General features: G+C 42.3%; 25 protein-coding genes and 1 other RNA gene. 7 read left to right on the top strand and 19 right to left on the bottom strand.

Going from position 1 to position 23841, the window contains the following annotated elements; genetic code table 11:
• Nucleotides 1–9: 9 nt before the first annotated feature.
• Nucleotides 10–324 (bottom strand): hypothetical protein, encoded by a 315-nt coding sequence (locus PY04_RS03420; RefSeq protein ID WP_014733784.1) that lies wholly within the window; start codon nt 322–324, stop codon nt 10–12.
• A 52-nt stretch (nt 325–376) separates the two neighbouring features.
• Here PY04_RS03420 and PY04_RS03415 point away from each other — a divergent pair, with 52 nt between their 5' ends.
• Nucleotides 377–937: an Era-like GTP-binding protein gene (locus PY04_RS03415; RefSeq protein ID WP_014733783.1), complete on the top strand. Its 561-nt coding sequence runs from the start codon at nt 377–379 to the stop codon at nt 935–937.
• Here the strand turns inward: PY04_RS03415 and PY04_RS03410 are convergent, their stop codons facing one another.
• The 5 genes from PY04_RS03410 to PY04_RS03390 form a co-directional block, all read right to left on the bottom strand.
• Nucleotides 938–1444, bottom strand: a complete 507-nt coding sequence (locus tag PY04_RS03410; protein ID WP_048055948.1) for a CDP-2,3-bis-(O-geranylgeranyl)-sn-glycerol synthase — start codon at nt 1442–1444, stop codon at nt 938–940.
• 1 nt (nt 1445) lies between these two features.
• The gene (locus PY04_RS03405; protein WP_014733781.1) at nt 1446–3668 is read right to left on the bottom strand and encodes a DHH family phosphoesterase; all 2223 of its coding nucleotides are present in this window, start codon (nt 3666–3668) and stop codon (nt 1446–1448) included.
• A gap of 94 nt (nt 3669–3762) precedes the next feature.
• On the bottom strand, nt 3763–4752 hold the full coding sequence (locus PY04_RS03400; protein WP_048055947.1) for a TIGR01177 family methyltransferase: 990 nt from the start codon (nt 4750–4752) through the stop codon (nt 3763–3765).
• 44 nt (nt 4753–4796) lie between these two features.
• A complete protein-coding gene (locus PY04_RS03395) occupies nt 4797–5381 on the bottom strand; it encodes a TasA family protein (RefSeq protein WP_014733779.1) in 585 nt (194 codons plus the stop codon).
• Between the two features lie 143 nt (nt 5382–5524).
• Nucleotides 5525–6535: a deoxyhypusine synthase gene (locus PY04_RS03390; RefSeq protein WP_048055946.1), complete on the bottom strand. Its 1011-nt coding sequence runs from the start codon at nt 6533–6535 to the stop codon at nt 5525–5527.
• A 162-nt stretch (nt 6536–6697) separates the two neighbouring features.
• Here PY04_RS03390 and PY04_RS03385 point away from each other — a divergent pair, with 162 nt between their 5' ends.
• A complete protein-coding gene (locus PY04_RS03385) occupies nt 6698–7855 on the top strand; it encodes an ABC transporter permease subunit (RefSeq protein WP_014733777.1) in 1158 nt (385 codons plus the stop codon).
• A 6-nt stretch (nt 7856–7861) separates the two neighbouring features.
• Here the strand turns inward: PY04_RS03385 and PY04_RS03380 are convergent, their stop codons facing one another.
• The 4 genes from PY04_RS03380 to PY04_RS03365 all read right to left on the bottom strand — a co-directional run bounded on the left by PY04_RS03380 (nt 7862) and on the right by PY04_RS03365 (nt 11134).
• On the bottom strand, nt 7862–9358 hold the full coding sequence (locus tag PY04_RS03380) for a carboxypeptidase M32 (protein ID WP_014733776.1): 1497 nt from the start codon (nt 9356–9358) through the stop codon (nt 7862–7864).
• 234 nt (nt 9359–9592) lie between these two features.
• On the bottom strand, nt 9593–9781 hold the full coding sequence (locus PY04_RS03375) for a KH domain-containing protein (RefSeq protein WP_014733775.1): 189 nt from the start codon (nt 9779–9781) through the stop codon (nt 9593–9595).
• A gap of 10 nt (nt 9782–9791) precedes the next feature.
• Entirely contained in the window at nt 9792–10358 is a 567-nt protein-coding gene (locus PY04_RS03370; protein ID WP_014733774.1) for a nicotinamide-nucleotide adenylyltransferase, read from the bottom strand.
• 5 nt (nt 10359–10363) lie between these two features.
• Nucleotides 10364–11134, bottom strand: coding sequence for an S-adenosyl-l-methionine hydroxide adenosyltransferase family protein (locus tag PY04_RS03365; protein ID WP_014733773.1), 771 nt, complete (start codon nt 11132–11134; stop codon nt 10364–10366).
• Between the two features lie 68 nt (nt 11135–11202).
• Between PY04_RS03365 and PY04_RS03360 the strand changes: the two genes are divergently transcribed.
• From PY04_RS03360 to PY04_RS09480, 4 genes are all read left to right on the top strand, one after another.
• On the top strand, nt 11203–12798 hold the full coding sequence (locus PY04_RS03360; RefSeq protein WP_014733772.1) for a transglutaminase domain-containing protein: 1596 nt from the start codon (nt 11203–11205) through the stop codon (nt 12796–12798).
• A gap of 25 nt (nt 12799–12823) precedes the next feature.
• Nucleotides 12824–13420 (top strand): tRNA (cytidine(56)-2'-O)-methyltransferase, encoded by a 597-nt coding sequence (locus PY04_RS03355; protein ID WP_014733771.1) that lies wholly within the window; start codon nt 12824–12826, stop codon nt 13418–13420.
• A complete protein-coding gene (pgsA, locus tag PY04_RS03350) occupies nt 13356–13916 on the top strand; it encodes an archaetidylinositol phosphate synthase (protein WP_014733770.1) in 561 nt (186 codons plus the stop codon). Before PY04_RS03355 ends, pgsA begins: the two co-directional genes overlap by 65 nt.
• An RNA gene (locus tag PY04_RS09480) (C/D box small nucleolar RNA) lies at nt 13909–13964 on the top strand. Before pgsA ends, PY04_RS09480 begins: the two co-directional genes overlap by 8 nt.
• On the opposite strand, the gene PY04_RS03345 is transcribed toward PY04_RS09480, so the two are convergent.
• From PY04_RS03345 to lonB, 5 genes are read right to left on the bottom strand one after another with little or no spacing between them, the layout of a single operon-like run.
• Nucleotides 13955–14659, bottom strand: a complete 705-nt coding sequence (locus PY04_RS03345) for a TIGR02253 family HAD-type hydrolase (RefSeq protein WP_014733769.1) — start codon at nt 14657–14659, stop codon at nt 13955–13957. The two genes, PY04_RS09480 and PY04_RS03345, sit on opposite strands and share 10 nt — an antisense overlap.
• Nucleotides 14660–14702: 43 nt before the next feature.
• Nucleotides 14703–16664, bottom strand: a complete 1962-nt coding sequence (gene gor, locus PY04_RS03340; RefSeq protein ID WP_014733768.1) for a glyceraldehyde-3-phosphate:ferredoxin oxidoreductase — start codon at nt 16662–16664, stop codon at nt 14703–14705.
• A gap of 41 nt (nt 16665–16705) precedes the next feature.
• A complete protein-coding gene (locus PY04_RS03335; RefSeq protein WP_014733767.1) occupies nt 16706–17761 on the bottom strand; it encodes a glycosyltransferase family 2 protein in 1056 nt (351 codons plus the stop codon).
• Nucleotides 17751–18038 carry a hypothetical protein gene (locus PY04_RS03330; protein ID WP_014733766.1) on the bottom strand — a complete coding sequence of 96 codons (288 nt, stop codon included), beginning with the start codon at nt 18036–18038 and terminating at the stop codon, nt 17751–17753. The genes PY04_RS03335 and PY04_RS03330 overlap by 11 nt, the downstream gene beginning before the upstream one ends.
• On the bottom strand, nt 18025–21045 hold the full coding sequence (lonB, locus tag PY04_RS03325; protein ID WP_048055945.1) for an ATP-dependent protease LonB: 3021 nt from the start codon (nt 21043–21045) through the stop codon (nt 18025–18027). Before lonB ends, PY04_RS03330 begins: the two co-directional genes overlap by 14 nt.
• 62 nt (nt 21046–21107) lie before the next feature.
• On the opposite strand from lonB, the gene PY04_RS03320 reads away from it, so the two are divergent.
• Nucleotides 21108–21476 (top strand): Mov34/MPN/PAD-1 family protein, encoded by a 369-nt coding sequence (locus PY04_RS03320; protein WP_014733764.1) that lies wholly within the window; start codon nt 21108–21110, stop codon nt 21474–21476.
• Here PY04_RS03320 and PY04_RS03315 read toward each other — a convergent pair.
• From PY04_RS03315 to PY04_RS09475, 4 genes are read right to left on the bottom strand one after another with little or no spacing between them, the layout of a single operon-like run.
• Complete coding sequence (locus tag PY04_RS03315; protein WP_014733763.1) at nt 21473–22045, bottom strand: ASCH domain-containing protein; 573 nt, start codon at nt 22043–22045, stop codon at nt 21473–21475. The genes PY04_RS03320 and PY04_RS03315 overlap by 4 nt on opposite strands.
• Entirely contained in the window at nt 22042–22383 is a 342-nt protein-coding gene (locus PY04_RS03310; protein ID WP_048055944.1) for an ASCH domain-containing protein, read from the bottom strand. Before PY04_RS03310 ends, PY04_RS03315 begins: the two co-directional genes overlap by 4 nt.
• Nucleotides 22384–22414: 31 nt before the next feature.
• Complete coding sequence (locus tag PY04_RS03305) at nt 22415–23611, bottom strand: A24 family peptidase C-terminal domain-containing protein (protein WP_014733761.1); 1197 nt, start codon at nt 23609–23611, stop codon at nt 22415–22417.
• 15 nt (nt 23612–23626) lie between these two features.
• The gene (locus tag PY04_RS09475) at nt 23627–23755 is read right to left on the bottom strand and encodes a hypothetical protein (RefSeq protein WP_371136988.1); all 129 of its coding nucleotides are present in this window, start codon (nt 23753–23755) and stop codon (nt 23627–23629) included.
• Nucleotides 23756–23841 lie beyond the last annotated feature (86 nt).

Below are 23841 nucleotides of genomic sequence, written 5' to 3'. Positions count from 1 at the left end.
CTTTAAAAATCATTCTTCAGTTATGTAGATTGCACCTTCCGTTTCTATGGCTCTCGCTATTATCCCATCCCCTACAAAAACTCCATACACCTTAACTCTCTCACCAGCCCTGACGCTTGGAGTTCCAGAGAACTCCACCTTAAACCCTAAAATTCTGAATATTGTTCTGTAGCTTGGAAGCTCCATTGGGAGGAATTCTATTACCGGCTTCTCTTCAATCTCACCTTCAATGACAACGTTTTTTCCCTTATACTTTCCGTTCATTAGCTCTTCAGGTGTTACGATGTAGTAATAGTGGTGACCAAGTTTAATCCTCCGCTTCATCTTCCCTCAACCCCTTAAACCTTTAGCAAGCTATCATAATATGGGTGAGAAGATGATAAAGGTTGCGATCATCGGTGCAGAGAACGTTGGGAAATCCACCCTGATGAATGCCTTACTGGGGGGAAGGTTTTCAGAAGTTTCAGAAGTCCCTGGAACAACAAAAGGGACAATAAAAAGAGTCTTTGGAAAGGTAAAGCTCCCAAAGACAATGAAAAATCCCTTTGGTGGAGCCGATGAAGTAGTTCTAATTGACACGGCCGGATTATTTGATCCAGAAAAGGAAGTGAGAGGCAAAGTTCTAAGTGAAGAACGATTTAGGGAATTAATTGAAGAGATAGTGAGTGCAGACGTAATTATCCACATGATAGACGCTACAAAAGGCCTTCATAGAGGAATGGAGAAGTTGCACTACATGTTAAAATTTAGGTATGAAAAGCCAATAATAGTCGTCATAAATAAAATAGATCTTGTACCAAGAGAAAAAGTCCTTGAACTCGCAAAAATCGTTGAAAAAAGGCTGGAACAGAAGCCCATACTTCTATCTCTCGTCACATACGAGGGATTCAACGAGATTTTAAAGGCCCTCGCATATTATGCCCAATATGCTAAATGATTACCATGGAACACTCTTCCACCCCATCTTGTAAGCAAAAACATTAGTGCCCCAGTGTATTAGAGGGGTAACAACGAGTAAAAACAGAACTTCACCTGTCGGGATTGTTCTTACTGGATACGCAAAGCATAGGGCTGAGATCAAAAAACCCCACTGATCTAGACCAACGGCTGGATATCCTCTTGGAAGATTAAGCCTCCTTTTTATGAAACTACCAATCAAATCTCCGATTAAAGTTCCAAGAGAAAGAAGGAAGGCAACTAGAATCGACAACTTCAGAGAGCCATAGTAAGTAGGGATTATGAAGTGCTGAATGACTCCCACACTTGTCCCAACAGTTAAGCCTCCAAAAAATCCCCTCCAGGTTTTTCCATCCCCAAATATCCTCTTCCCATCTCTCCAAGTTTTCCCGAAGTCCATTGGGGTTCCTCCACCTAAAACTACCGGAGAAGAATTAGCGAAGTAGGCGGGAAGGATATACCAGAAAGCTTCGAACAGTGGATGCACTTTACTCACCAGCCTTTAGCTTTATTATCTCCTTCGCAAAAGCCTCGAGCACTTCTTTCCTCTTCCCCTCAAAGAATTTTATCGAGCCGGCGTAGCTATGGCCACCTCCTTCAACTCCAGCATCAGGAAGCTTTTCCTCTAGGACTTTAACTATCTTGTTCAGGTCAAAATTGTATTTGGCCATTCCATCACTCGCCCTGACCACCGCAAAATCTGGACCGTAGGCTAGGGTTATTATAGGAGAGTCTTCTCCATACTTCTCCTTAAAGTGATCATGAATTATTCCCGAAAGCTTTCCTGGACTCGGGTACTCAAACTTCGGCGCATAGAGCTCAACATCGATAGTGTTGAATCTAATTCCATTGGGAAGAACAACGCTCTTCACATGAGGTAAGACAGCTTTGAGAACCCTCTCTTGTTTCGCCTTGACCTCTGGGTATATAGACTCAACAAGCATTCTATGCCTCTGCAGGTTTCCAGTAACGAGAAGGATCTCCTCTATTATTCCCCTACCATCCATGAACTTCCAGTAAAATGCCTCATGGTCAATGACCTCAGCTATTTTCTTCAAGTCATCCTCCGTCAATCCCTTCTCCTTTGCGTACTTCAGGTACTGATAGAACTCCGGAGCCTTACTTCTATCCCCCGTACCAGCTATGGCGGGAAGGTGCTTTATTCTGTCCTCAACTTCTGGATTTATATATCTAGCAACTTCAGTAGCAAGCATTCCAGCGGTCAGCTCATAATAGCCCCTCTTGATGTGGTGAGGATTAACGTGGACATCAACGTATTCATCGACCTTTGCCTTGTCTTCACTTATCCAGTCCCTTGGATCATGGTGGTCTATTACGACTATCTTAACCCCATAAGCCTTCAATCTCTTGTACGCGGGAATGTCTTCGGTTGTTCCACCATTGTCCACGATAACTATCAGCGGAAGCTCATCTCCAAAGCGCATATGATCTTCCATCATGAAGATTATATCCTTTAAAACATCCTCAAGCTCATAGAAGGGAGCTCTAGAGGGCCTTCTCTTAAAGAGGTGCCATCTAGCCTCCGGATCAGGAGCAACCTGCTCTATTAGAGGAACTATCGCAGTTTCAAGGGCAACTCCTGCTGTGTACCCATCGGTATCAGCGTGGTGTCTCAGTATTATTGGTCTCCCCTCAAATATTGCTCTTCTAATTAGGAACGCCGCCTGCATTATCTTGGGTTTCAGCTTCTCAAGAACTTCACTTTCAACCAAGAACCCTACGTCCTCAGGTTTTGCCTTTCTATCAAGCTCTTCTTCAATTTTCTTCTTAACCTCTGCGGCTTCAGGTCCCCAAAGTCTGTACATGTCGATTACTTCTACTTGAATCTTACCGGCGTGGAAGGAAACCTTTCCGATGACCTCCACTATGTCGCCAACGTTTATGTTTGGATATGCCCTAACTCCTGGGGCCTCAAAAGCTGCGGCCCATGTTATCCCCGTGCCATCGGTTAGCGTGAATACCGTTGGACCACCGGTAACTTGAACCTGAGTTATTTTCCCTCTTATCTTAACAGTTTTACCTGCAAGCTCTTCTTTAAGATCCCCGATTGGCGTGACTGGTAATTCCTTTTTAACCTGAACCTCCCTATACCTTGTCAGTGGAGCTTCAAGAAAGTCTATCTCTCTTTTGTCAGGCCTAACGTCAAGAACCTGAACTATAATCTCCTGACCAGGAACATATTGCCTTTTACCGAGCAGATCTTTCTTTTTTATAAGGCCAAGAACGTGCTTGTTGAGCCTTACAAAAACTCCAAATCTTTCAACCCTGTCAATAATTCCCTTGTAGTAGCTTCCTATCTCAACATCCTCATAATCACACGCATTGTCCAAAACGTAAACAACTTTGAACTTTCTCTCACACTCGGGGCACACCCAAGTTGTCTCCATCCCAGGCTCCCAGGGTCCTTTCACTCTTCCACAAATGTCACACACTAAAACTTTTCCAGTCCCACCACACGTTGGGCAGGTATCATAAACAGGAACGACACCTTTTCCATGACACTCGGGGCATGGGATCTCATCTACCTCCTCATCAACTCCAAAGTTCTCCAGATTCCTGTAACCCTTTAAATGATCACCAAGCTTGAAATCAGCAGGAACATACCCCCATCCATGACAAACAGGGCACTCTTTCTCGCCCACCTTGACTTTACCTGTTCCATGACATTCTGGACAGTCTCTAACTGCCATGCTCTCACCTCCCTAGAAGTCCTCACGCTACACGTGATGAGATTTGGTGGATATTTTTAAGTTTTCCTTGAATCTCCCTTCCTTATGAAGCGACCTAGATCCTCATCACGTAAAAATATCTTTCCAATGAAGAATGAACTCTTTGATAGAACTCCTCAATGACTTTAAAACCAATGTTCTCCGCAACACTTACCGCATCGAAGTCTGCGGGAAAAGCTATTGCAAGGTACCCATCCAGAACTTCATACATACTCTCAAGAGCCCTCCTGTAAAGCTCATCTCTCTTCATGGGAAGGGTTGTTGAGGAACCGTACGGAGGATCCGTTGCTATAGCCTCAAATGTCTTACCCGGAAATGCTTCTTTTATTCTAGTTGCGTCACCAACTTTAACCGTGTAGTCCTTAACTCCATAGTACTCTAAGTTTAGCTTAGCCCCTTCAACCATGTCTTCCCTAATATCAAGACCATACACCCTAAGTCCCATAAGGCCTGCCTCTATGAGCATCCCCCCAGTCCCCATAAAAGGATCCAGCAACTCTCTAGTTGCCCTAGTTAAGTTAACCATTGCCCTAGCTATCCTTGGAGGGAGGGCTATTGGTCTTGAGAAAGGTCTCCTATCGGCCTTTCTGTTTTCAAACTCTTTTCCCTTGAACTCTCTAATCCTAATGCCTAGCCACAGATTTTCCCCACAGTACACCCTAACAACGACATCCGGTCTAGAAAGGTTAACTTTTAATCCTTGGGAGTGTATTATCCCACCAATTAGCTTATCCAACCCCTCAATTTCATGAGTGCAGTTTTTCATCCTCTCCCTTCTTACGGCAAACGTTCCATTGATGACATTCTTCCACGGGAAAGATTTTACATAATCGATTATCTCGTCAGGGTTCTCAGAGGAAAATAGCAGAATTCCAAACTCGTGTGCCATTCCAAGTCTTTCAAAAATCTTCATGTTCTCTATTTCTCCAGAGACAAGTAGATAATCCTTATCCAAAACCGTTCCCTTTCCTAACTCAGCAAGTGCATTTACTTCAGCAACTGCCATTTCCGGAAGGGTGCCAAGAATCTCTACATAGAACTTCATCAATATAGCCTTTAATTAGGGGTTATAAAATAAACGGTGGAAGGTTATTGAACAGCGACGATCTTAATATAAACCTCAACACTGTCAGTCATGCACTCATTCCCAGCGTTCTTGTCGAAGGTCAAATGAAGCCTTACTAGAAACTTTTCCCCGCTCTTTAGAGTTCCCGAGAATAGAGATATTTTCTTCCCAGCAAGTTCAGATAGCCTCCCCTCGGTGACTTTAGTTCCGTTCGAATAAATCCTAAGCACTAAACAGCTACTAAGCTCTCCAACGTCTTCAGTCATGTCATGTGGCTTCTCTGCTGGGGAAATTTCGTCTTCTATGTCCTTAACTTTCAGGAATAGGGAAACATTAGATATCTCAATCTCACCATAGTTCTTCACATAAAAGGTGAACTCTTTAGTTTCCCCTGGCTTCATGTCATCTATCGAGAATATCTTTGTTGAGTCATAGAACCTTTTGCCATCCTTGCTTATTCTTACATCGAACTCAGCGCTCGATACTTTATTTCCTTCCGATGTTGCTACGTCAGAGAAATTTCCCCTGACATGAGCCAAACTAAAGACCGCAAGTACAGCAAGAATAATCAGCACACCCAGAACTTTTCTATGTTCTAACTCTTTCATATTAATTCACCGCCTAGACTTTAATTTTTCCTATCTTCATCGTTGGATTAGAATATAAATATTACTGACAATAGTTTAAATTGTGTTTAAATTACAAAACATAATTAGGAAATTGTAACAAAATTAAAATTTACACGAAACAGTCAACTTTTCATAACCATCCAGACCAAAATGGGGAACACCAAAGTAGCATCTGCCCATATCTCAACGTAGTCTGCCTTTGCCTTTATTTTCCCCCAGCTAATTCCTTCGGTTGGAGGAGCACCGCTAAGAGAACCGTCCCAAGGGATTGCGGTAGTTATATAAATCGCGTAATCAGTTCCTCCCCTAAAGAGATTGGCATTTATTATTGCATGTTTTGGCAGAGAGCCCCCAAGAATTATTGAAGCAGTTTCTTTCGCCGTGACAGCCAAGTTGTTTAGCCTTACTATGTCGTTAGCTATATCTATGACAAGCTTTTCGTCTCTCCTCTCTTCTTTGAAGAAGTATAGCATATCACCAATTGATCCGTCCGTTATGGCAGGGCAGAATATTGGAACGTCCCTCTTATATGCCCAGTATATCACACTTTTCTCCTTTTCTTTCCCCAGTGTCTCTTCCATATACTTCCCCATCTCCCTTATGAATTCACTAGACGTTAGAGGCCTTCCAAGCTTCTCCTCTATATCAAGTACTCTCTCAAAGAAGGGTATCATGTACTTTTCAAACTCTATGTACCTGTCATTTGGAACGAATATGTTGCCGATCCTGTTTATTCCCCTCTCTCTAAGATTTACATCATCAACGATCCAATCTCCAAGAATGAATGGTTTTAATGCCTTTATGAAGTCCTCCTCGACGCCCCCCGCAGTAGTTACTATCACATCGACTTTTCCTTCCTTTACCAGCCAAGCTATTATCTCCCTAAGACCGGATGATATTATGTTTGATGTATAACCTAGAAACACCCTAACTTCCTCACCCCTCCTCCTCTTCTCCTCAACTTTTCTCCATATCTCGACTGCTTTACCCAAATGAGTGGCTTGAAAGCCTATCTTTGTGTACCCTTCAACAACTTCCTCTAGAGACCTCACATCGTCCAACCAGGGACCTTCGATTGGTGTTCCCTCTATTTTCTCAGATTCCTTTAGGACTATCTCTTTAGGCTTTGGCATGGTTTTACCTGAGAAGTGGATTCTTATAAAGTTGAAGGACAGTGTAGATTGAGGAATCATTAAAATCCAACCTTTAAAACCTCCACGAATAAGTAGAGGCTTACAAAAATACAAAAAATTGAAAAGATTTTCACGAATTTGAAGTGTAGGGGACAGGACACTATGAACGATTTATGGGTTGTATTTGTGAAAGAGTTAAAGAACATTTTCAGGGATAGGAAAATGCTGACTGCAATCATTACACCGCTCGTAATTATCCCCATAGTCCTTGGAGGCATTCAAGCTTCAAATACTCCCCAGGTTTCGGCCCACGTGATAGATCAAGATCAAGGAAAGTACTCAAGAATGCTCATTGAATTCCTCCAGAGAAATGGTGTTTTAATCAACGAAAGCAGTAGCATAACTCTGATCATCCCTCAAGGATTTTCCAAAGCACTTGAAGAAGGTAGTTTATCAAGTATTATCCTTCGAGTAGAGCTTTCTTCGGTTTTTGATGTAAAGACTGCTAAGGCAGGAGAATACGTTGGGCAGCTGTGCAAAAGGTTTGTAGAGAGCTTAATTCCTGCACCTAAACCACAATTCCAAACTGTGTTTATGAATAAAACAATGGATGTTGCCCCCTCTCTTTATCTCTATTCGCTCTTAAAGAGTGCTCTAATAATCCCAACCTTTTTCTTTCTGATAGCCATTTATGCCTCCCAGGTGATAGCGGCAACTATAGCGGTTGAGAAGGAGCAGAAAACGCTTGAAACTCTGCTAACCCTTCCAGTTTCAAGACGATCCCTCATTCTTGGAAAGATTTTTGCTGCCGTTGCTTTCAGCATTCTTGTAATGCTATCCCTGGGAGTTTCGTTTGGAATTGCCTCACGCTTTTCTTCAAAATCCTCACCATCGACTATGAGTATTGGTGCTTTACCCATCGGCGTGCTTTCTCTCTGTGTGTTCATGCTCTCCATGCTCATGCTTCTTACAAGCGTTATAGTTTCTCTATTCACTCAAGATGTCAGGAGCGCCTTGAGCATTGCAGGCCTTGTTGAGCTTCCTTATTTAATCCCTTTGCTGACTATTATGGGAGGGTTCAAAATTTCAGACCTCTATAGGCTCGTACTTGTAACACTAAACCCAGGCTATGCACCTTTTTATGCATTTTCAAGTGCACTTAACGGGGAATATCTTCATGCGGTTTTGGCCCTGCTGTATCTTCTTGCATGGAACGCTTTAGTACTGAAAATCGCCGTTTGGGCATTCAACAGCGACTTCATCCTAACTGCAAACCTAAACACAGAAAAGCTCAGATGGCTCATAAGAATAAAAATCTGAGAAGGGCTAGAGGTACTTATCTTTAACCCATCTTATAAAGTATCTTGGATCAAGATCTTCTCCAATAGCTCTTCTAATTAGCTCTTTTGGAGGATAAATGCTTCCCCAGCGGTGTATCTTTTCCCTCAGCCACTGCTTTATTGGTTCAAAGTTTCCTTCTCTAACGAGCTCCTCGACGTTTACTTCTTTCTTCATATGATAATACAATTGCGTCGAGAGCAGAGTTCCAATACTATAGGTTGGGAAGTACCCTATTGAGCCGTGGGCCCAGTGGATGTCTTGAAGTATTCCCTCTCTGTAAGTTCTTGGTCTTATCCCTAGGAGCCTCTCCATCTCTTCATTCCATAGTTCAGGTAAATCCTTTGCTTTCACGCCCTCGTTCAGCATCATCCTCTCAAGTCTGAAACGGAGAAGTATGTGGAAATTGTATGTTACAACATCAGCCTCGGTTCTTATGAAATCCGGCCTAACAATGTTGAAGTATAGGTAAGCATCTTCCTCTGTATAGTTCTGCATAAATGGTAAGTTTTCCCTTAATACAGGATATATGAGGCTGACAAACTCCCTACTTCTCCCTATAATATTCTCCCAGAATCTACTTTGACTCTCATGAATTCCTAAGGAAACTCCCCCAGCTATTGGAGTGAACATGAACCTTTCATCTTGCTGTAACTCATACAATGCATGCCCAAATTCATGGATGGTACTGAGGAGAGTTCTCCTGAAGTCGTAGCCTTCATATCTAGTCGTTATTCTAACATCCCTAATTCCAAACTCAGTTGTGAATGGATGAGCAGAAACGTCAATTCTGGCCCTTTCTCCAAGAGGGAAACCAAACTTTTTGAGAACCCACAGATTTACTTTCTCCATCCACTCCTTCTCATATTTCTCCCTTTCCAGAGGGTGCTCTCTTGGAACCTTTTCTTCCTCAAGTATCTTTTCAAGGATTGGCTTGAGCTCCTTTTCCAAAGTGTCAAACATCTTTACAACATCCCTTGTTCTAAGCCCTTCCTCGTAGAGGTCAAGAAGAGCATCGTAGGGTTCCTCTTCATATCCCAGGTACTCAGCGGCTCTCTTTGCGAGCTCTATGATTTTATCAAGCCATGGCTCGAATTTTGAGTAGTCATCTTTCTCTTTAGCTTCTTCCCACGCCTTGGTTGCCTTGCTTGTTACTTCACTAACCTCTCTTAAGAACTCAGGGGGAAATGCTTTCATAATTCTGATCGATCTATCGAGAACCCTGACTACTCCCCTTTCATACTCGTTTAAGCCCTCACTGCTCTTTGCCTTTTCGACTAATTCGACGAACTCTGGTGAGAGAAGGAGCTCTTGGGAGAGAACAGAGAGTTCTCCCTGGGCAACTGACCTCTCAATTATTCCCTCTTTAGGCATGTTCACTTCGAGATCCCATCCAAGAACACTTTGGGCATGGCCTATTGCCCATATCCTCCTGTACTTCTCCAAGATTTTTAGGATTATATCGTTTTCAAATATGTTTTCCATTCTTTTCACCTCTAGATAGGCTAAACTACGGATTTAAAATAATTTCCATTGATTCTGAGTGAAATAATATCTGTAAAAGCCTTTTTACTTTGAAAGAAAATCAGAATTAGGAGTAATGTGATATAAAAGCTACAGCTTCGAAGCACTCTAAACTTGGTCTATCTCCTTCTCAGGAAAAGGGCTTAGGAAGAAGAAAATTCTAAACCGAAGATAGATCGAGCTTTTATTCATTGTTTATCTAGCACGAACTTCTATTTTTCTGCCAAGAACTAATTCAGCGGATTTAACTGCAGCCCCTCCAGTTCCAACGGCTATCCTCACCTGATCCTTTGGAACGTAAACTATGATCTTATCTCCTTCAAACTCGATTTCTATTATATCGACCCTCAACATTTCCTTGAGTCTTCTATAAATGTCGTCCATAGCCTACCACCTAATATTCCGGAATCCGGATAGGAGCTTGAAGCTCTTTTTCTGAGCTCTCCAAGTTTGTTGCCAGCATTCTTATCCTTTCAACCCCCCTTATTTCTTTTATGTACTCAGCAACACTCTTTGGAACTAGCTCCTCCCATGGTTCTCCCTCTATCATCCTTCTTCTGATTTCGGTTGCCGATAAAATGTCCTTCCTAAACATCGGCTGAACTATCACCTCGTATCCCCTTTCCCTAAAGAGTTCTGCAACCAATGAATTTCCAGTAAAGACGACATCGAATTTTGGAACCATTGCCTCAACGTAAGGAACCCATATAGAGTTGAAGTTTATATCAGGTAGTGGAATTAGATAGTATCTCTTCTTTTCACTTAGCCCAGATTCATCCAGTGCTCTTATAAGCATCTCCATTCTCTCTCCAGTCGTAAAAGGGTTCTTAAGAGTGTGACTCGCCTGAGCACTGCCTATTCCTATTATCACCTCATCAACTTGCTCAAACACGAATTCTAACGCCTTTATATGCCCATTGTGAACTGGTTGGAATCTACCAACAAAGAGCCCCCTTTTCATTTCATTCACCTCATCCGAACTCTTATCACATCTCCAACCTTCACCTTTAGTCTCTCAGCAGCAGACCCCATATTTACCGCTATTTCAAGGTAATCATGGCTCCCTGGGAGGGCTAGCATTTCACCGGGCTTTACCCTCCCATAGGTGTCTAGGTAAGGCAATGTTAATCCGTAATCCACCAACTCAACTTCTCTTGGTTTTCCATAGTTTTCTAAGTTTAGTATCACATTTCCAAAATCGTCTATGTATATTACCCTCAGTTCCCATATTCCATTTCTCCTCTTAGGCTCTAAGTTTAGTCTGATTATATCTTTCAGAGAAATTTCTTCAGAAAATTCTTCTATTGGAACACCTTTCTCGATTAGTGCCGCTGCAGGCCCAAAAACATCCCTTCCATGAAAAGTTGAACTTATTTTCCATCCAGTAAACTTTCTAATCTCTTCAAGCTTTATTTCATAGACTCTTCTCGGATTTATATGCTTTAGGGGCAATGTAGCAAGGCCATTGTCTGGAACTACAAGATACTGATCACCTTCAATTATTATTGCCCTTCTCTCTGTCCCCACTCCCGGGTCAATAACCCCCACATGAACCGTACCCTTAGGAGAATACTTTACAACTTGCTCCATAACGAAGGAGCCTTCAAGTATAGAATGCCTAGTTATAGCGTGAGTTACATCAACTATCTTAGCATTTGGATTCACCCTTAGAATTGCAACCTTCATTTCTCCAACATACGGCCCCTTCAAGCCAAAATCTGTTGTTAACGTTATCATGCCATCACCGCTATCATTAACTTCACAAACTTTATTAAATATCACCCCAATAATCATATGGTGAAGTTATGAGACATTTAAAGCTAGTAGTAGTAATGCTAATAATACTCTCACTTGGATGTCTCATAAAGTCACCTGCTCATGTTAGGTTTGAAGTTGACACGCACGTTATTCCTCCGGGAGGGGTCTTCCACCTTATAGTTACGATTAACAATACTGGGAAGGTTGGAATAATAGGAGCAAATTTAGAAATTGAAGGAGATGATTTCATAATTCTGCAGTCACCAAAATTTCCAACAGTTTTGAAAGTAGGAAATGTAACTAAACTTGTATGGACAATTCAAGGACCAAAAGTCCCCGGAACGTACCCATTCAAGGCTTATCTTGACATAGTAGACGAGTTACATCGAGTGTGGAAAGGAAATATATACGAAACGTCAATAAAAGTCACAAAAATTCAAACAACACGGGAAAATGTCGAAGTGGATCTAATCGGGCCAAATGTGACCTATGGTGGAAAAATTTTCAATATATCAATGCTAATTGAAAATAACCTCTCAACTGCAATCTATATAACAGGGGTTGATGTTAACCCCGGGCCATTCCAACTTGTAAATGAAAGAATACCAAAACATGTCCCTCCAAGTGGAAAGGTGTATGGAGAAATATCCTTTAGAGCGCCTTCAAGATATCTTGAGGGGAGCATCTATGTTATAATCAGTTACTCTTCTGTTTTTGGGAATGAAAAAATAGTAAAAGAAAAGGAGATAACCGTAGTATGGAGACCTTGGGAATTAAACGACGAAGAATTGAAGAATGCTTATGGGAATATAACAGAGTGGATAAAATATGATAAGGTAGTCGACGGATATTGGGAATGGATGTTTGGCTCAAAGTCAGATATAAACTTTAATGAGCTCAGGAAAGTAATATTTCCACTTGTGGGGAATTTGAGTTCAGATTTAGAAGCAGGTAAAGTCCTATACAATTATATCATTACCCACTACACATTCGAGAATAGGATGATAAGAAGTTTAGATCCACAAGCAATCCAGAAAAGTACGACAATTTCACCAACAGAGGCAGATATTCTGTTAGTCGGATACTTTAGATCATTAAATATACCAGCTAGAATAGTTAGCGTTTACGACGGATTTGATTGCACTAAAATACCCTTTGTTGAAGCGTACATATCTGAAAAATGGTATGTTATAGATTTCAGACACATGTTCTTTGGGACTAGGGAAGAGTATATAACAAGCCCATGGTATCCGAGAATATATCAACAAATTGAAATCTTTGGGAATAAGTTAGTAGCACTAAAACCAAGCGAAGCTGGCCACAATCATGAAAACATAACCAATGATTATTTGGACATAACGGAGAAGGCACTTCTCGAATATTTATATAAAAAGCTTGATAGTGAATCCTTTTTGAGGCTAAAATTATTACTTAAAAAGCTTAATGACAAAAATGAGAGAATATTCGCACTTTTCCTATTCTCAGTTGGAGATAAGAATGAAGCCCAAGACATACTAACCAACACAAGTATCGATAAGCTTGCCAACACTATCAAAGCATTCTACGAGTTTTACAAGGACATAACATGGGAAGATGACTTTAAAGTATATTGGAACAAGCTGATGGAAATATACAGGAGCTAGAAAGCCTAAAAAAGGAGGTGGAAAAGTGATAGTAGTGCTTAGGCTTGGACATAGACCTGAAAGAGATAAGAGGATAACAACCCACGTAGCCCTTACTGCAAGGGCATTCGGGGCGGATGGTATTATTATAGTAAGTGAGGATGTTGATGAGAAAGTTAAAGCTAGCGTAGAGGACGTTGTGAAAAGGTGGGGAGGGCCGTTTTTTATAGAGTTTGACAAAAGCTGGAAAAAGAAAATCAAAGAATTTAATGGAATAAAAATTCATCTGACGATGTATGGTCTTCATATAGACGATGTAATCGACGAACTCAAAGAGAAGCTCAAGACAGGTAAAGACTTCATGATAATAGTGGGAGCTGAAAAAGTTCCTAGAGAGGTTTACGAACTTTCAGATTATAATGTTGCAATAGGGAATCAGCCACACAGTGAAGTCGCGGCCCTTGCAGTTTTTCTCGACAGGTTGTTGGAGGGTAAAGGTCTTAGGAAGGAGTTTAAAAACGCGAGGCTCAAGATAATCCCACAGGCCAGGGGAAAGAAAGTCGTGGAGGTTCAGGAAAATGCTGAGCAGGATAAGGCCAATAGTGAAAGAACCATTGGAAAAGATAGCAAAACCGCTGGCTAGGGCAGGATTAACACCAAATCAGCTGACAGTTTTTGGTCTTTTATTAACCCTCCTTGCAGGATATGAGTTTTATCTTGGCAATCAAAGGTTAGCTGGTATAATACTTATAGTTGGGGCGTTTCTTGACGCTCTCGACGGTAGTTTGGCCAGGTTAACTGGAAAGGTTACCAAATTTGGAGGATTTTTGGATTCTACGCTAGACAGAGTAAGTGACGGAGCAATACTCTTCGGGATAGCTACTGGTGGATTAGCTGACTGGAGAATAGTCTTCATGGCTTTAATTGGCTCGTACATGGTAAGTTACACCAGATGCAGGGCAGAACTCGCTGGTTCTGGAAGTTTAGCTGTAGGAATAGCTGAGAGAGGAGAAAGGCTTATAATCCTGATAATCTCTGCCCTCCTAGGGTTTGTTAAAATAGGAGTTTATCTCGTGACTGTATTGGCATGGATAACATTTATACAGAGAATAAGTGAAGCAAAAAAGAGGTTGGAATGATGAAATTTGCTACCACTGAGGCGTGATGAGCCCTGCCGTTACTGACCGCTCAGCTCTTCAACTATTTTTATAACCTCCCTAAGGTCGCTGACTATGAATTCACACTCTTTCCATAGCTCTCTCTTCTCCCCCTTTCTATCTACAAGAACCGAGAGTATATCCAGTTGTCTCGCTCCTCCACAATCTTTAATAGGATTGTCTCCAACATATATGGCCTCTTCACCCTTTACTCCAGCTTTTTTGAGAGCAAGTTCAAAGACTCTCGGATGGGGCTTGAAGAATCCGGCCTCCTCACTAGTAGTTATGGAGTCAAAAAGGTCAAGAATTCCTAAAGCTTCAAGGTGAGCCTTCAAATAATCATTGTCAGAATCAGTAATCAAGCCAACATGGTATCCCATTTCCCTGAGTCGTTTAAGGACGTCAACTGCCTCGGGGTAAAGCTTACCATAGGTCTGATGCATTTTCAAGTGAATTTCCCAGAAGTTTTCGGGATATTTAAATCCATATTTCTTAGAGAGCTCCTTCATAATCTCTTCTTCAATATCTCTAATTGGTCTAAATGGCTTCCCGGCATACTTTGAAAAGGCATCCCTAGTCATTTTTTCATATTCTTTAAGGAGATCTTCCGGCGATATATCTTTAGCTTCCTTGAGAACTTCTCTCATTATATTAAGGTGCGTCTCAGCCTCGGCCTCGGTACTCAGCAAAGTTCCCACAAAGTCAAAGAAAACGGCCTTTATCATTTCCTAACCCCCAGAAAAATGATAAAAAGAAGAAGTATTTAAATTAAATGCTCCAATCAACTCCCAACATCTGGCTGTAGGCATCAAGAACTTTCTTAAGGTACTCCCTGGCCGTTCCGATCTTATCTTTCTTGAACTTTTCGGCCCACTTCTCGTTTCCGAATTCTTTGCTTCCAGCGGCCACTAGATCGATGACCCTCATGCTGTCCCAGAATACTGGAGTGTAGCCAGCTCTCTTTGCAAACTCTATCAGCCTTCTGAGTTGCTTCTTTGCGTGATCTTCCATATCAACGTTAACTCCATAGGCTTCCATAAATAATGCCTTGAGGACTGGCTTCATCCACCTTCTGTGGAATCTACACCATCCAACATTGTCGTACCAGAATTCCCAGAGAGCTGAGGATATTATCTTGCTTGCGAGCTCTTCTGGCTCCAAGAACACTCCAAATTCATAAAATGTCCAGTACCTACCCTGGATTGGAAGCGGAATGTAGTTTCCTATCGCCCAGTACATCGTTGGATTTATCTCACCGTCTTCACCTAGGGGAGTGTAAACAGCGTAATCTTTGAATGACTCTCCGTAGCTAAGCCTGTCCTTGAACTTCTCATCGAGGATTTTGCTGGCCTTTCTCTTACCCAGGCCTATTATCTTTGCCACCTCTGTTTTAGCGAAAGCTACTGCATGAGCAAGCTCGGCAACCAGCTTGGCATTAAGTTCACTGGTTTCAACTGGATTCTGAATCAGTGCATCTTTTGTAAACTCTGGCTTTGCGCTTATTCCAACTTCCTCCGGCTTGAGAAGTCCTCTATATACAAGTTCCAGAACCCATGCAGCAGTCCCACCGAACTCTATTGCATCAAATCCCATCGCATCAACTGCATGAACGCTTATATCACTTGCATGGAGGACAATGCTACCGCTGAGAGGACCATTGGCCTCATAGGGCTCATACTCGACATGATGGCCCTTTCTGTGCTTCTTACAAACGACTGGACACGGTTCTCCACACATCGTCCAGTTCTTCGGCTTTATTGACTCCTCATTAAATGGCTCCCAGTAGTGTTTCATTATCAGCTCATGTATCTTTATCCTATCCTCCTTCGGAATGTACGGCATCTGCCAGTTAAGTATCGGGACTAGATCACCTTCAGCTGGGTAGTTTCCACCAAACGTTCCACCTGTGTTTAGCTTTGGATTGAACCTGTACTTGACGGTGGCATTTGTTACAACATCATTATACGGCTTCTTATGGACACCCTCTACAATCTCTTTTGCTGTCTTGAAGTTCCCTATGTCCTCCTTCGGGAATTCTTTCTTCCTTTTCTTTCCTCCAAAGATTATGGCCACGACGTTGTGAGCCCTCAGGAGAACGCTTCCGGAACCGCCTCTCGCTGCCCAATCTTCACTTCCTACCATTCTTTTACCGTTTCTAAGTGCTTGGGAGAATATTGCACCGTAGTTGCTGTTCAATGCCGCTGGACCAACAACGGCAATTCTGAACTCCATGCCTTCAAATTGATTTGCAAAGTTATCCAGGAGGTACTGTGTGAGAGCATAAACTCCCTCTTCTCCCTTGTATTCCTTCCATATTTCAAGGACTTTTTCAAGTTCTATCTCATAGAAGTCGACACTCAGGTTCTGACCGTCATTCTTAAGTATTATAACGACAGGCTTCTCAGCCTTCCCATGTATTTCAACGAAATCAACACCAACGTGCTGGAATTGATATGCTGCACCACCCATCGCAGAAGGGAAGAGACCTCCGTAGAGCGGGGATCTAAAGAAGAACATTAACCTATGTGACCCCGGGAGTGCTGAACCAGCAAATGGACCCTTTCCAAATATGACGACATTTCTTGGGTCATATGGGTCGATTTCATAGGTTTTTAGTTCGTTATGAACGTAGATACCATAGTCGATTATACCATAGACATCTTCCCTTTCAAAGTCCTCAATCTTTACTTCCTTCTTACCCACATCTAGTTTCAGAACCGAAAACCTCATGAGGCATCACCCCGAATTATACCACTCCCAGTGACGAGATTTTAATGAAACTGTTTAAAAGTTTTTGTGCTCAACTTTGCCAAATAGCCATACATGTGCAGTGTAAAGTAGAATAGGGCCAAAAACCAAAGCACTATAGGGAAAAGGAGAGCTTCAATGACTTTTCCACCCTCAAATATAATGGGAAGAAGCATTGTAATGACTTCAAATACTATAAAGACCAAGAAAAATATAAATTCACCTTTAGTTAGGAAAACTATTGGAAGAACCACGTCAAGAATTGCTATGAAGTCACCTAGGAGAAGCATCACATAGTCCCTAAACTCAAGATGGTTCAAATCCCCAAGGAACCACCTTTTCCTTTGCTCCCACAGCTCCCTCAAAGTTATCGGCATCCTTGTAAACAGCTTGGCCTTTGGAGAATATACAACCTTACCAAATCTCTTGAGAGCCTTTGTTGTAGCATAATCTTCCACCTGACTCTCAATGATTCCGCCGATTTTTTCAAGGGCCTCCTTTCTAAAGGCAGAAAGAGGTCCTGGGGCTAAAGTTAGATCATCAAGTTCTCTTGCCCTTCTGTACATAGCTATTCTTAGATGCTCTATATCCTGAACTAAAGTCAGGAATGACTCAACAACAACCCTTATTTGACCTCCCACGGCGAGAACCTCATCAGAGTAAAACCTCTCCAGCAACCTTCTCACAGCATCTCTTGCCATGAAAGAATCGGCATCCGTCGTTACTATAACTTCACCCCTCGCAATTTTTATGCCATGATTAAGGGCCCACGCCTTTCCTCCATGCCTAACCCTAATTACCTTAACCCTAGGGTCGTTAACAGACTTGGCCTTCTCATACGTTCTATCTTCACTTCCATCATCAACTACTATAACTTCACCGACGGGATAATCCTGGGAAAGAACAGCTTTAATTGCTCTCTCAATGTTTTCCTCTTCATTATAAGCCGGAATAACAACGCTAACCGTTGGATTCCAGCTTACAGTTTTATAGCCTTTTAAAAGGCCGAGAATATATCTCAGGAAGAAATACCCATCCCAGATGAAAATTATCAGAAGGAGGAACAGCTCAACCTTCAACACTTACCCCCGCCATCTCATAAATTTTCCTTGCTATTTCCTCCGCCCTCTTTTCGTTCCTTAACTCTTTAATTATTATTTTCCCACTTGGATAGACGCTAACTTCATAACCCTCAAACTCAGCGACGACCATTATCCCGGGGATTACGGTCTTAACCTTGTACCCCTTACTCTTCATCTCCTGAGCAAGCTTAGTTACGTCCAACTTAATCTCCTTCCAGAGGTAAAGCTGAACTAAAACCCCACCCATGCTTGTACATGGCTTAGCTACCAGCATTTTCAACAACCCCCATGGGAAGGCTCTTTCTTACTTTCTCTATAAGCTTCCTCTTTTTCTCGCTCTCAACAAGAGCAATTTCTAAAACCTCGTCTATCCTCTCAACTGGAACTATATTTATCTTAGCCCTCTTGTCAGGACTGAGAAAGACATCCTTTTCATTAGCCTTTGGAATTATTACCGTCTTTATGCCAGCCTCTATGGCCGCCTCAATCTTTGGAGTTACCCCTCCAACTGGAAGAACCTCGCCCCTCACACTCAAAGAACCAGTCATTGCTACATCCTGCCTAACGGGTATTTCCTCTAGAGCTGATATAACAGCCGTTGCAACGCTGATACTTGCTGAATCTCCCTCAACACCCTCGTAAGTTTGAAGGAATTGGACATGTATGTCATAACGGCTTATATCCTCACCTTTATACCTCTTTATTATTGCAGAGACATTCTGGACAGCCTCTCTCGCTATTTCTCCAAGCTTACCGGTTACTATTATCTTACCCTCCTCTCTACTCGCCGCGGGAGCAACTATAGCTTCTATTGGCAAAACTATACCGCTTTGCTCACCAATAACAGCCAATCCATTGACTCTGCCGACTTCACCACCTTCTACCCTAATCACTTGATACTCCTTCTTCCTCTCAATATACCAGTCTGCAAGCTGTTTTTCTAATGGCTTTGCAAGCTTAAGAGCCTCTAGAACATCCTCTCTAGTAACGTACTTCTTGCCCTTCCTCACTGCTATATCACCAGCAGCCCTAACGACTCCACCAAGATCTCTCAGCCTTAATGTCAGGTGGCCTTTTCTTCCGGCCCTCTTCTGAGCTTCCCTCACAATTTCCTCAACAGCATCCCTGGTAAAGTGGGGGATTCTTCCATCCTTCTTAACTTCCTGGGCAACGAACTGAACAAGCTTCCTCCTGTTCTCAGGAGTATCTGGCATTGTTGTCCTCATATAAACCTCATATCCATATCCCCTAATTCTTGACCTTAAGGCGGGATGCATTCTTTCTATTGTGTCAAGATTCCCAGCGGCCACTAAGATAAAGTCACAAGGGACAGGCTCGGTTCTAACCATCGCACCACTTGAGAGCTCACTTTGCCCGGTTATGGGGAACTTTTTCTCCTGCATGGCCGTTAGAAGGCTCTGCTGCATCTTTAGGCTGAGAGTTGCTATTTCATCTATGAACAGAACTCCCTTATGAGCTCTATGGATCATGCCAGGCTCAACACGCTCATGAGCAGGAGTACCAAGACCACCCGAGTTCTTCACGAAGAGGCCGTTGGCTAGAAGGTTACCCTTTTCGGTAGTCAAGTTATACGTTACCTCAACATCCTCCCACGTCTCAATGAACTTCCTCTTCTCTCCTCTCTTCACGCGCTCAATCCATCTTCCCATGTCATCAGTGAGGTTAGCTTTAAGTGATAGCTCTCTAAGGAGGGCTTCCCTCTTTGTTGGCGAACTTGTCAACGGAACAAACTCTAGGAATGCCAAGATGTTTTCTATGAAGTTGGGAATTATTAGCTTAACCTTGTATTTATCCTCAGTTCTTCCATGCTCAACCCTAGCTTCAACTCCAAAGAGACCAAGATGCCAGGCAATCTCCTCAAAGAATGGAACAATTTTTTCAGGTTTATTAGTGAACTTAACAATCTCGAGACCCTGAGAGGTACCAAAGAGACCATCCAAAAACGCCAGGAATAGAGATGGCTTAAGTTTGATCCACCATGGTAATTCAAATTTAGCATTACCAATTGGTGCTCCAAGGAGCGTAAGGAAGTTTGCTATTCTTGCATCTGATATTTTAAGGATAACCTTTTCGCCACCGACTTCTTGAATCTCATACTTAAACTTTCCAAAAACCTCTTGAAGAGTTGAAACTATCAAATTAACGGCCTGAGAGCTTAATGTAGCAATAATAGTGTCCTTATCTATATGCCCGCTACCAAACAGAACTCCCATAATTAGGGCAATTTTCTCTAGCCTTCTGTCTTCGCTCGTCAATTGTAGGATATTCTCCACTTCTTGATCCTCAAGAACCGTGATTGGAACCTTAACGAGTTCATCCCTCTCCCCTAGCTCTCTAACTTCTTTAAGGCCATCAGCAGTATAAACCTTGTGATCGGGAGTTAAGGCGAGCCAATAATCCTTTTCGAGATTCACAATACGTCTAAGTTTTTGTTTTCCAAGCCTCTTGTTTGCATAGAGTAGTTTGGTAAATCCGCCCTTAGTTAATACTTCTATGTTTTCCTCTCTAAAATCACGATAAACTACCTTAATATCGCCATCAAGCCCCTCTCCAGAGGGCTGCTTTAAATACTCCTCTACAAAATCCTTCAACCTTACAGCTCTAACCTTCCCGTTTTCTCTAATGATAATTGTCTCTCTACCACTAAAGCACTGGAAGGGGTCATGCCTAACATCGCCAAGCAATGCACCTGCATGGGCTCCAGTTGCATCTACGAAGGGTGCCTTCTTCCTTCCGCAGTTATCAACGAGTAACTTTGGAACTAAAGCCTGCGTCTTAAACCTCATATTAGCGACTGCCATTAGGGCAACTAAGATAACAAAAACTCCCAGGAGCAATGTATTTGGATCTCCCCTACTCATAAATATTGCCATTGCAACTATGAAGAAGACAAACAGGAGAAGGTAAGATTTTATACTCTCCTGCTCCTTAGCTTTTTTCCTGTACTCCTCAACTATCTTTCTCCCCTGGCATGCAGGGACAGTCCTTATCCTCGGCATGTTTTCATCTTCGGGGTTCGGGAAAACTAGGATATCTTCAAGATTCTCCGTTGGCAGAAGCTCTGCCATCGCCTGACCAAGCATGGATTTACCTGTTCCTGGCTCCCCAATTAGGAGGACATGTCTTCTCTGCTTTGCGGCAGTTTTGATAACCTCAACAGCATGATCTTGACCTATAACTTGGTCAATTAATCTTTCAGGAACGGGAATTTCTTCAGTGGTTTCAAACTCAATTCCGAGGTCCATTCTCTCCTCGCTCATAACACTCTCGCCACTTAACCTTTTTAATGTGATTTTATAAAGTTTGAGAACAGTGGTATGATATGAAGGTTAAAATTAGAAGAGAGCTCTTTGACTATCTACTAGAATTAGCCCGCTCATTTCATCCAAATGAGTTTGCAGGTCTCTTGAGAGAAAAAGATGGAGTTTTTGAAGAAGTTTTAATAGTTCCCAAAGGTTATTTTGGAACTAGATCTGTGTACTTTGATTTATCTCTCCTTCCTCACGACGAAAGCATAAAAGGAACGGTACACTCGCATCCTTCCCCATACCCATATCCATCCCAAGGTGACCTCATGTTCTTTTCAAAGTTTGGGGGAGTTCACGTCATAATAGCCTTCCCCTACATTCCAGAAACAACTAAAGCCTTCACCAGCAATGGAGAAGAAATCGACATCGAGATAGTTGACTAAATCTTCGGCTCCATAATTCCCCTCTTCTTAAGCTCCTCATATGCCTTTCTAAGGACTTCTCGAATCTTATATCTCTTGTTTAGCCCCCCAAGCTTCATAGCCGCCTTTCTCAAGCTTCCTTCTTTGAGGAAAAGCTTAAGTAAGGCTACTTCCTCAAAGCTCAGATTGTCCAGGTACTCCAGAGCCTTTTCAGCAATTTCAATCGGGTTATTACCTTCATAGGGAAAATCAGCTGAAAGGATTGGCTTGTCCAACACTTTAGTCATTTCAAATTCAACTATAGTTGCCGGAGAGTTCGGTTTAACGAACTTGTAATGCTCCCTTAACGCCTCAATCAACTCATCTCTATTTCTAAACCCATCCTTTCTTGCATCCTCATCGGTAAGCTCAGAAACAGTCTTCGTCTCTACCCTAGTTATTCTAGCCTTTCCTAGGACATACCCCCCCGCATGTATGAGGACTTCTTCGCCTGGCCTCAAGTTTATTTTCCTTCCAAGTCTTATCGTAGCTCTTTTTCTCCCCGTCAAAATGTCATCCTTGTACCTGCCGTCAAACTTGAGGTTTTTCACTTTCTATCCCTCCCCAGTAACCTAAACTTTATTGCAAGAACTCCGTAGCGGTATTCCTTCCACTTGGGATACATATTGTGAAATCTTCTAAGTGCCCTCTCAAAGCTTGGTTCATCTGGAAATATCTTCTCTATGGGCTCTTCTCTGAGAACCTGTCTAAAGGTCTCGTAGTGTTTGACTTCGATTACTTCTGCAGGAATAGAATCATTGAATATTATCTTATCTCCTCGTTTCATTCCCTTAAGCTGCGGATACGCCACCCTAACCTCTATCCTCTTTTTTCCACTCTTTATCATCTCAAGGTACTCATCCTTAAGGTAGAGGCGGTAAACTCTCATCGACCTTAACTTAGGCTTTCAGTTTTAAAGACTATGCTAATCCACTCACTTTCAAGATCAGCCACCATAAGATATCCCCAAAGAAATAGCTGGCTAAAAACCCGGCAAAGAGAGCCGGTGCAAATGGCATCGCCTTTCTAACTAAGAATTCGTTTTCAAGCTTACCCTCGGAAACCAGAGATTTCAGCTCCTCTATCTGCTCTTTTGTTAGACCCTCAACGCTAAAGCCTGCTATTTCTCTTCCCTCAACCCTTTCCAAACTTCCAGTTTTAAAGAGCTCAGAAAGTTTGTCAAAGAAATCTTTTCTATCCCTAACTATCTCACCATTAACCTCCACTATTCTCTCCCCTAGAACATCACCCTCCCTCAGCTCTTCTACACTCTTTTTGACTGTGAGCACCTCTTTCCTGAGAAGCTTTACTGAGGAGAAGAGGAGCTTAAATCCATATATTATGGCAAAAAGCTTTGCTAGTGCAACTAAATAAGGCAGGCCTACAAAGTAGAGACCATAGACAGTTGCCACAACACCCAAAACATCCCCTACCAACTTAAACCTTCCAAATATCATTAAGAGCAACACGGTAACTATCCACTTCACAAAGTTTGGCACGCTCATTCCCAGATAAATCCCAATCCAGACAAAGAGAATTATCGAAAAGTTTACCCAGAGTGTGATCTCAAAAACCATCTTTATCCCCTTTAAAAACAGCTCACCAAGCTTTCTAAGTTTCCCCATAAAAATCAGGCCAAACAAAGAGTATACAAACAGGAGAGGAAACATTAGGAGGAGAGAATCAAACAGAATTGTTAGCGAATTTAAGGGAAGGTAAGTGGCATATGGGGCCTTAAATTTGGCTATAGCTGGAGCATATGGAAGGATTGCAGAGAATGCACCAAGAATTAAAACATCCCCACTCGCCCATCCACCAGTATAGTACAGTAAAGCTCCTAACGCTAGACCAACCAAAAGTCCTATGAAACCTGAGAGAGCTAGAGAAATGTCACCCTGCTTCACTCCAAGGACAAAATAGTAAAGAACAGCGATCTCGACAATTGGGATGTAAGGGCCCTTTGTTTGGTACTCGCAACCCCTTCTTTTGCACCACCACTTTGAAAGGAGGGAAAACGTCGGAAAGAAGTGCTCCTCGTATATGTAGCTTGTTCTTATGTCAGTATATGATGTTAGAAAGCCAACAATAACCCCGAAGACCAAAGGAATTGTCTCCATTAAGCCACCTCCTGATTACAGATTTTCAAGAACTTTCTGCCTAATAACCCTCGTATAATTTCCAAGATTAGTGCTTAAACTTTGCATACTACTCATCACTACCCTAAACACGAGGGCCACGAGAATCAATGTTGCCGCAAGCATGAACAAATACTCAATAGCAGTTTGAGCCCGCCTCATATCCCTCAAGTTTTATTAGCGCAACTCAGATATAAGGATTGTGGAGAGGA

It is taken from the genome of Pyrococcus sp. ST04 (assembly GCF_000263735.1).
Taxonomy (GTDB): domain Archaea; phylum Methanobacteriota_B; class Thermococci; order Thermococcales; family Thermococcaceae; genus Pyrococcus.
This window is presented reverse-complemented; position numbering and strand designations above follow the sequence as displayed.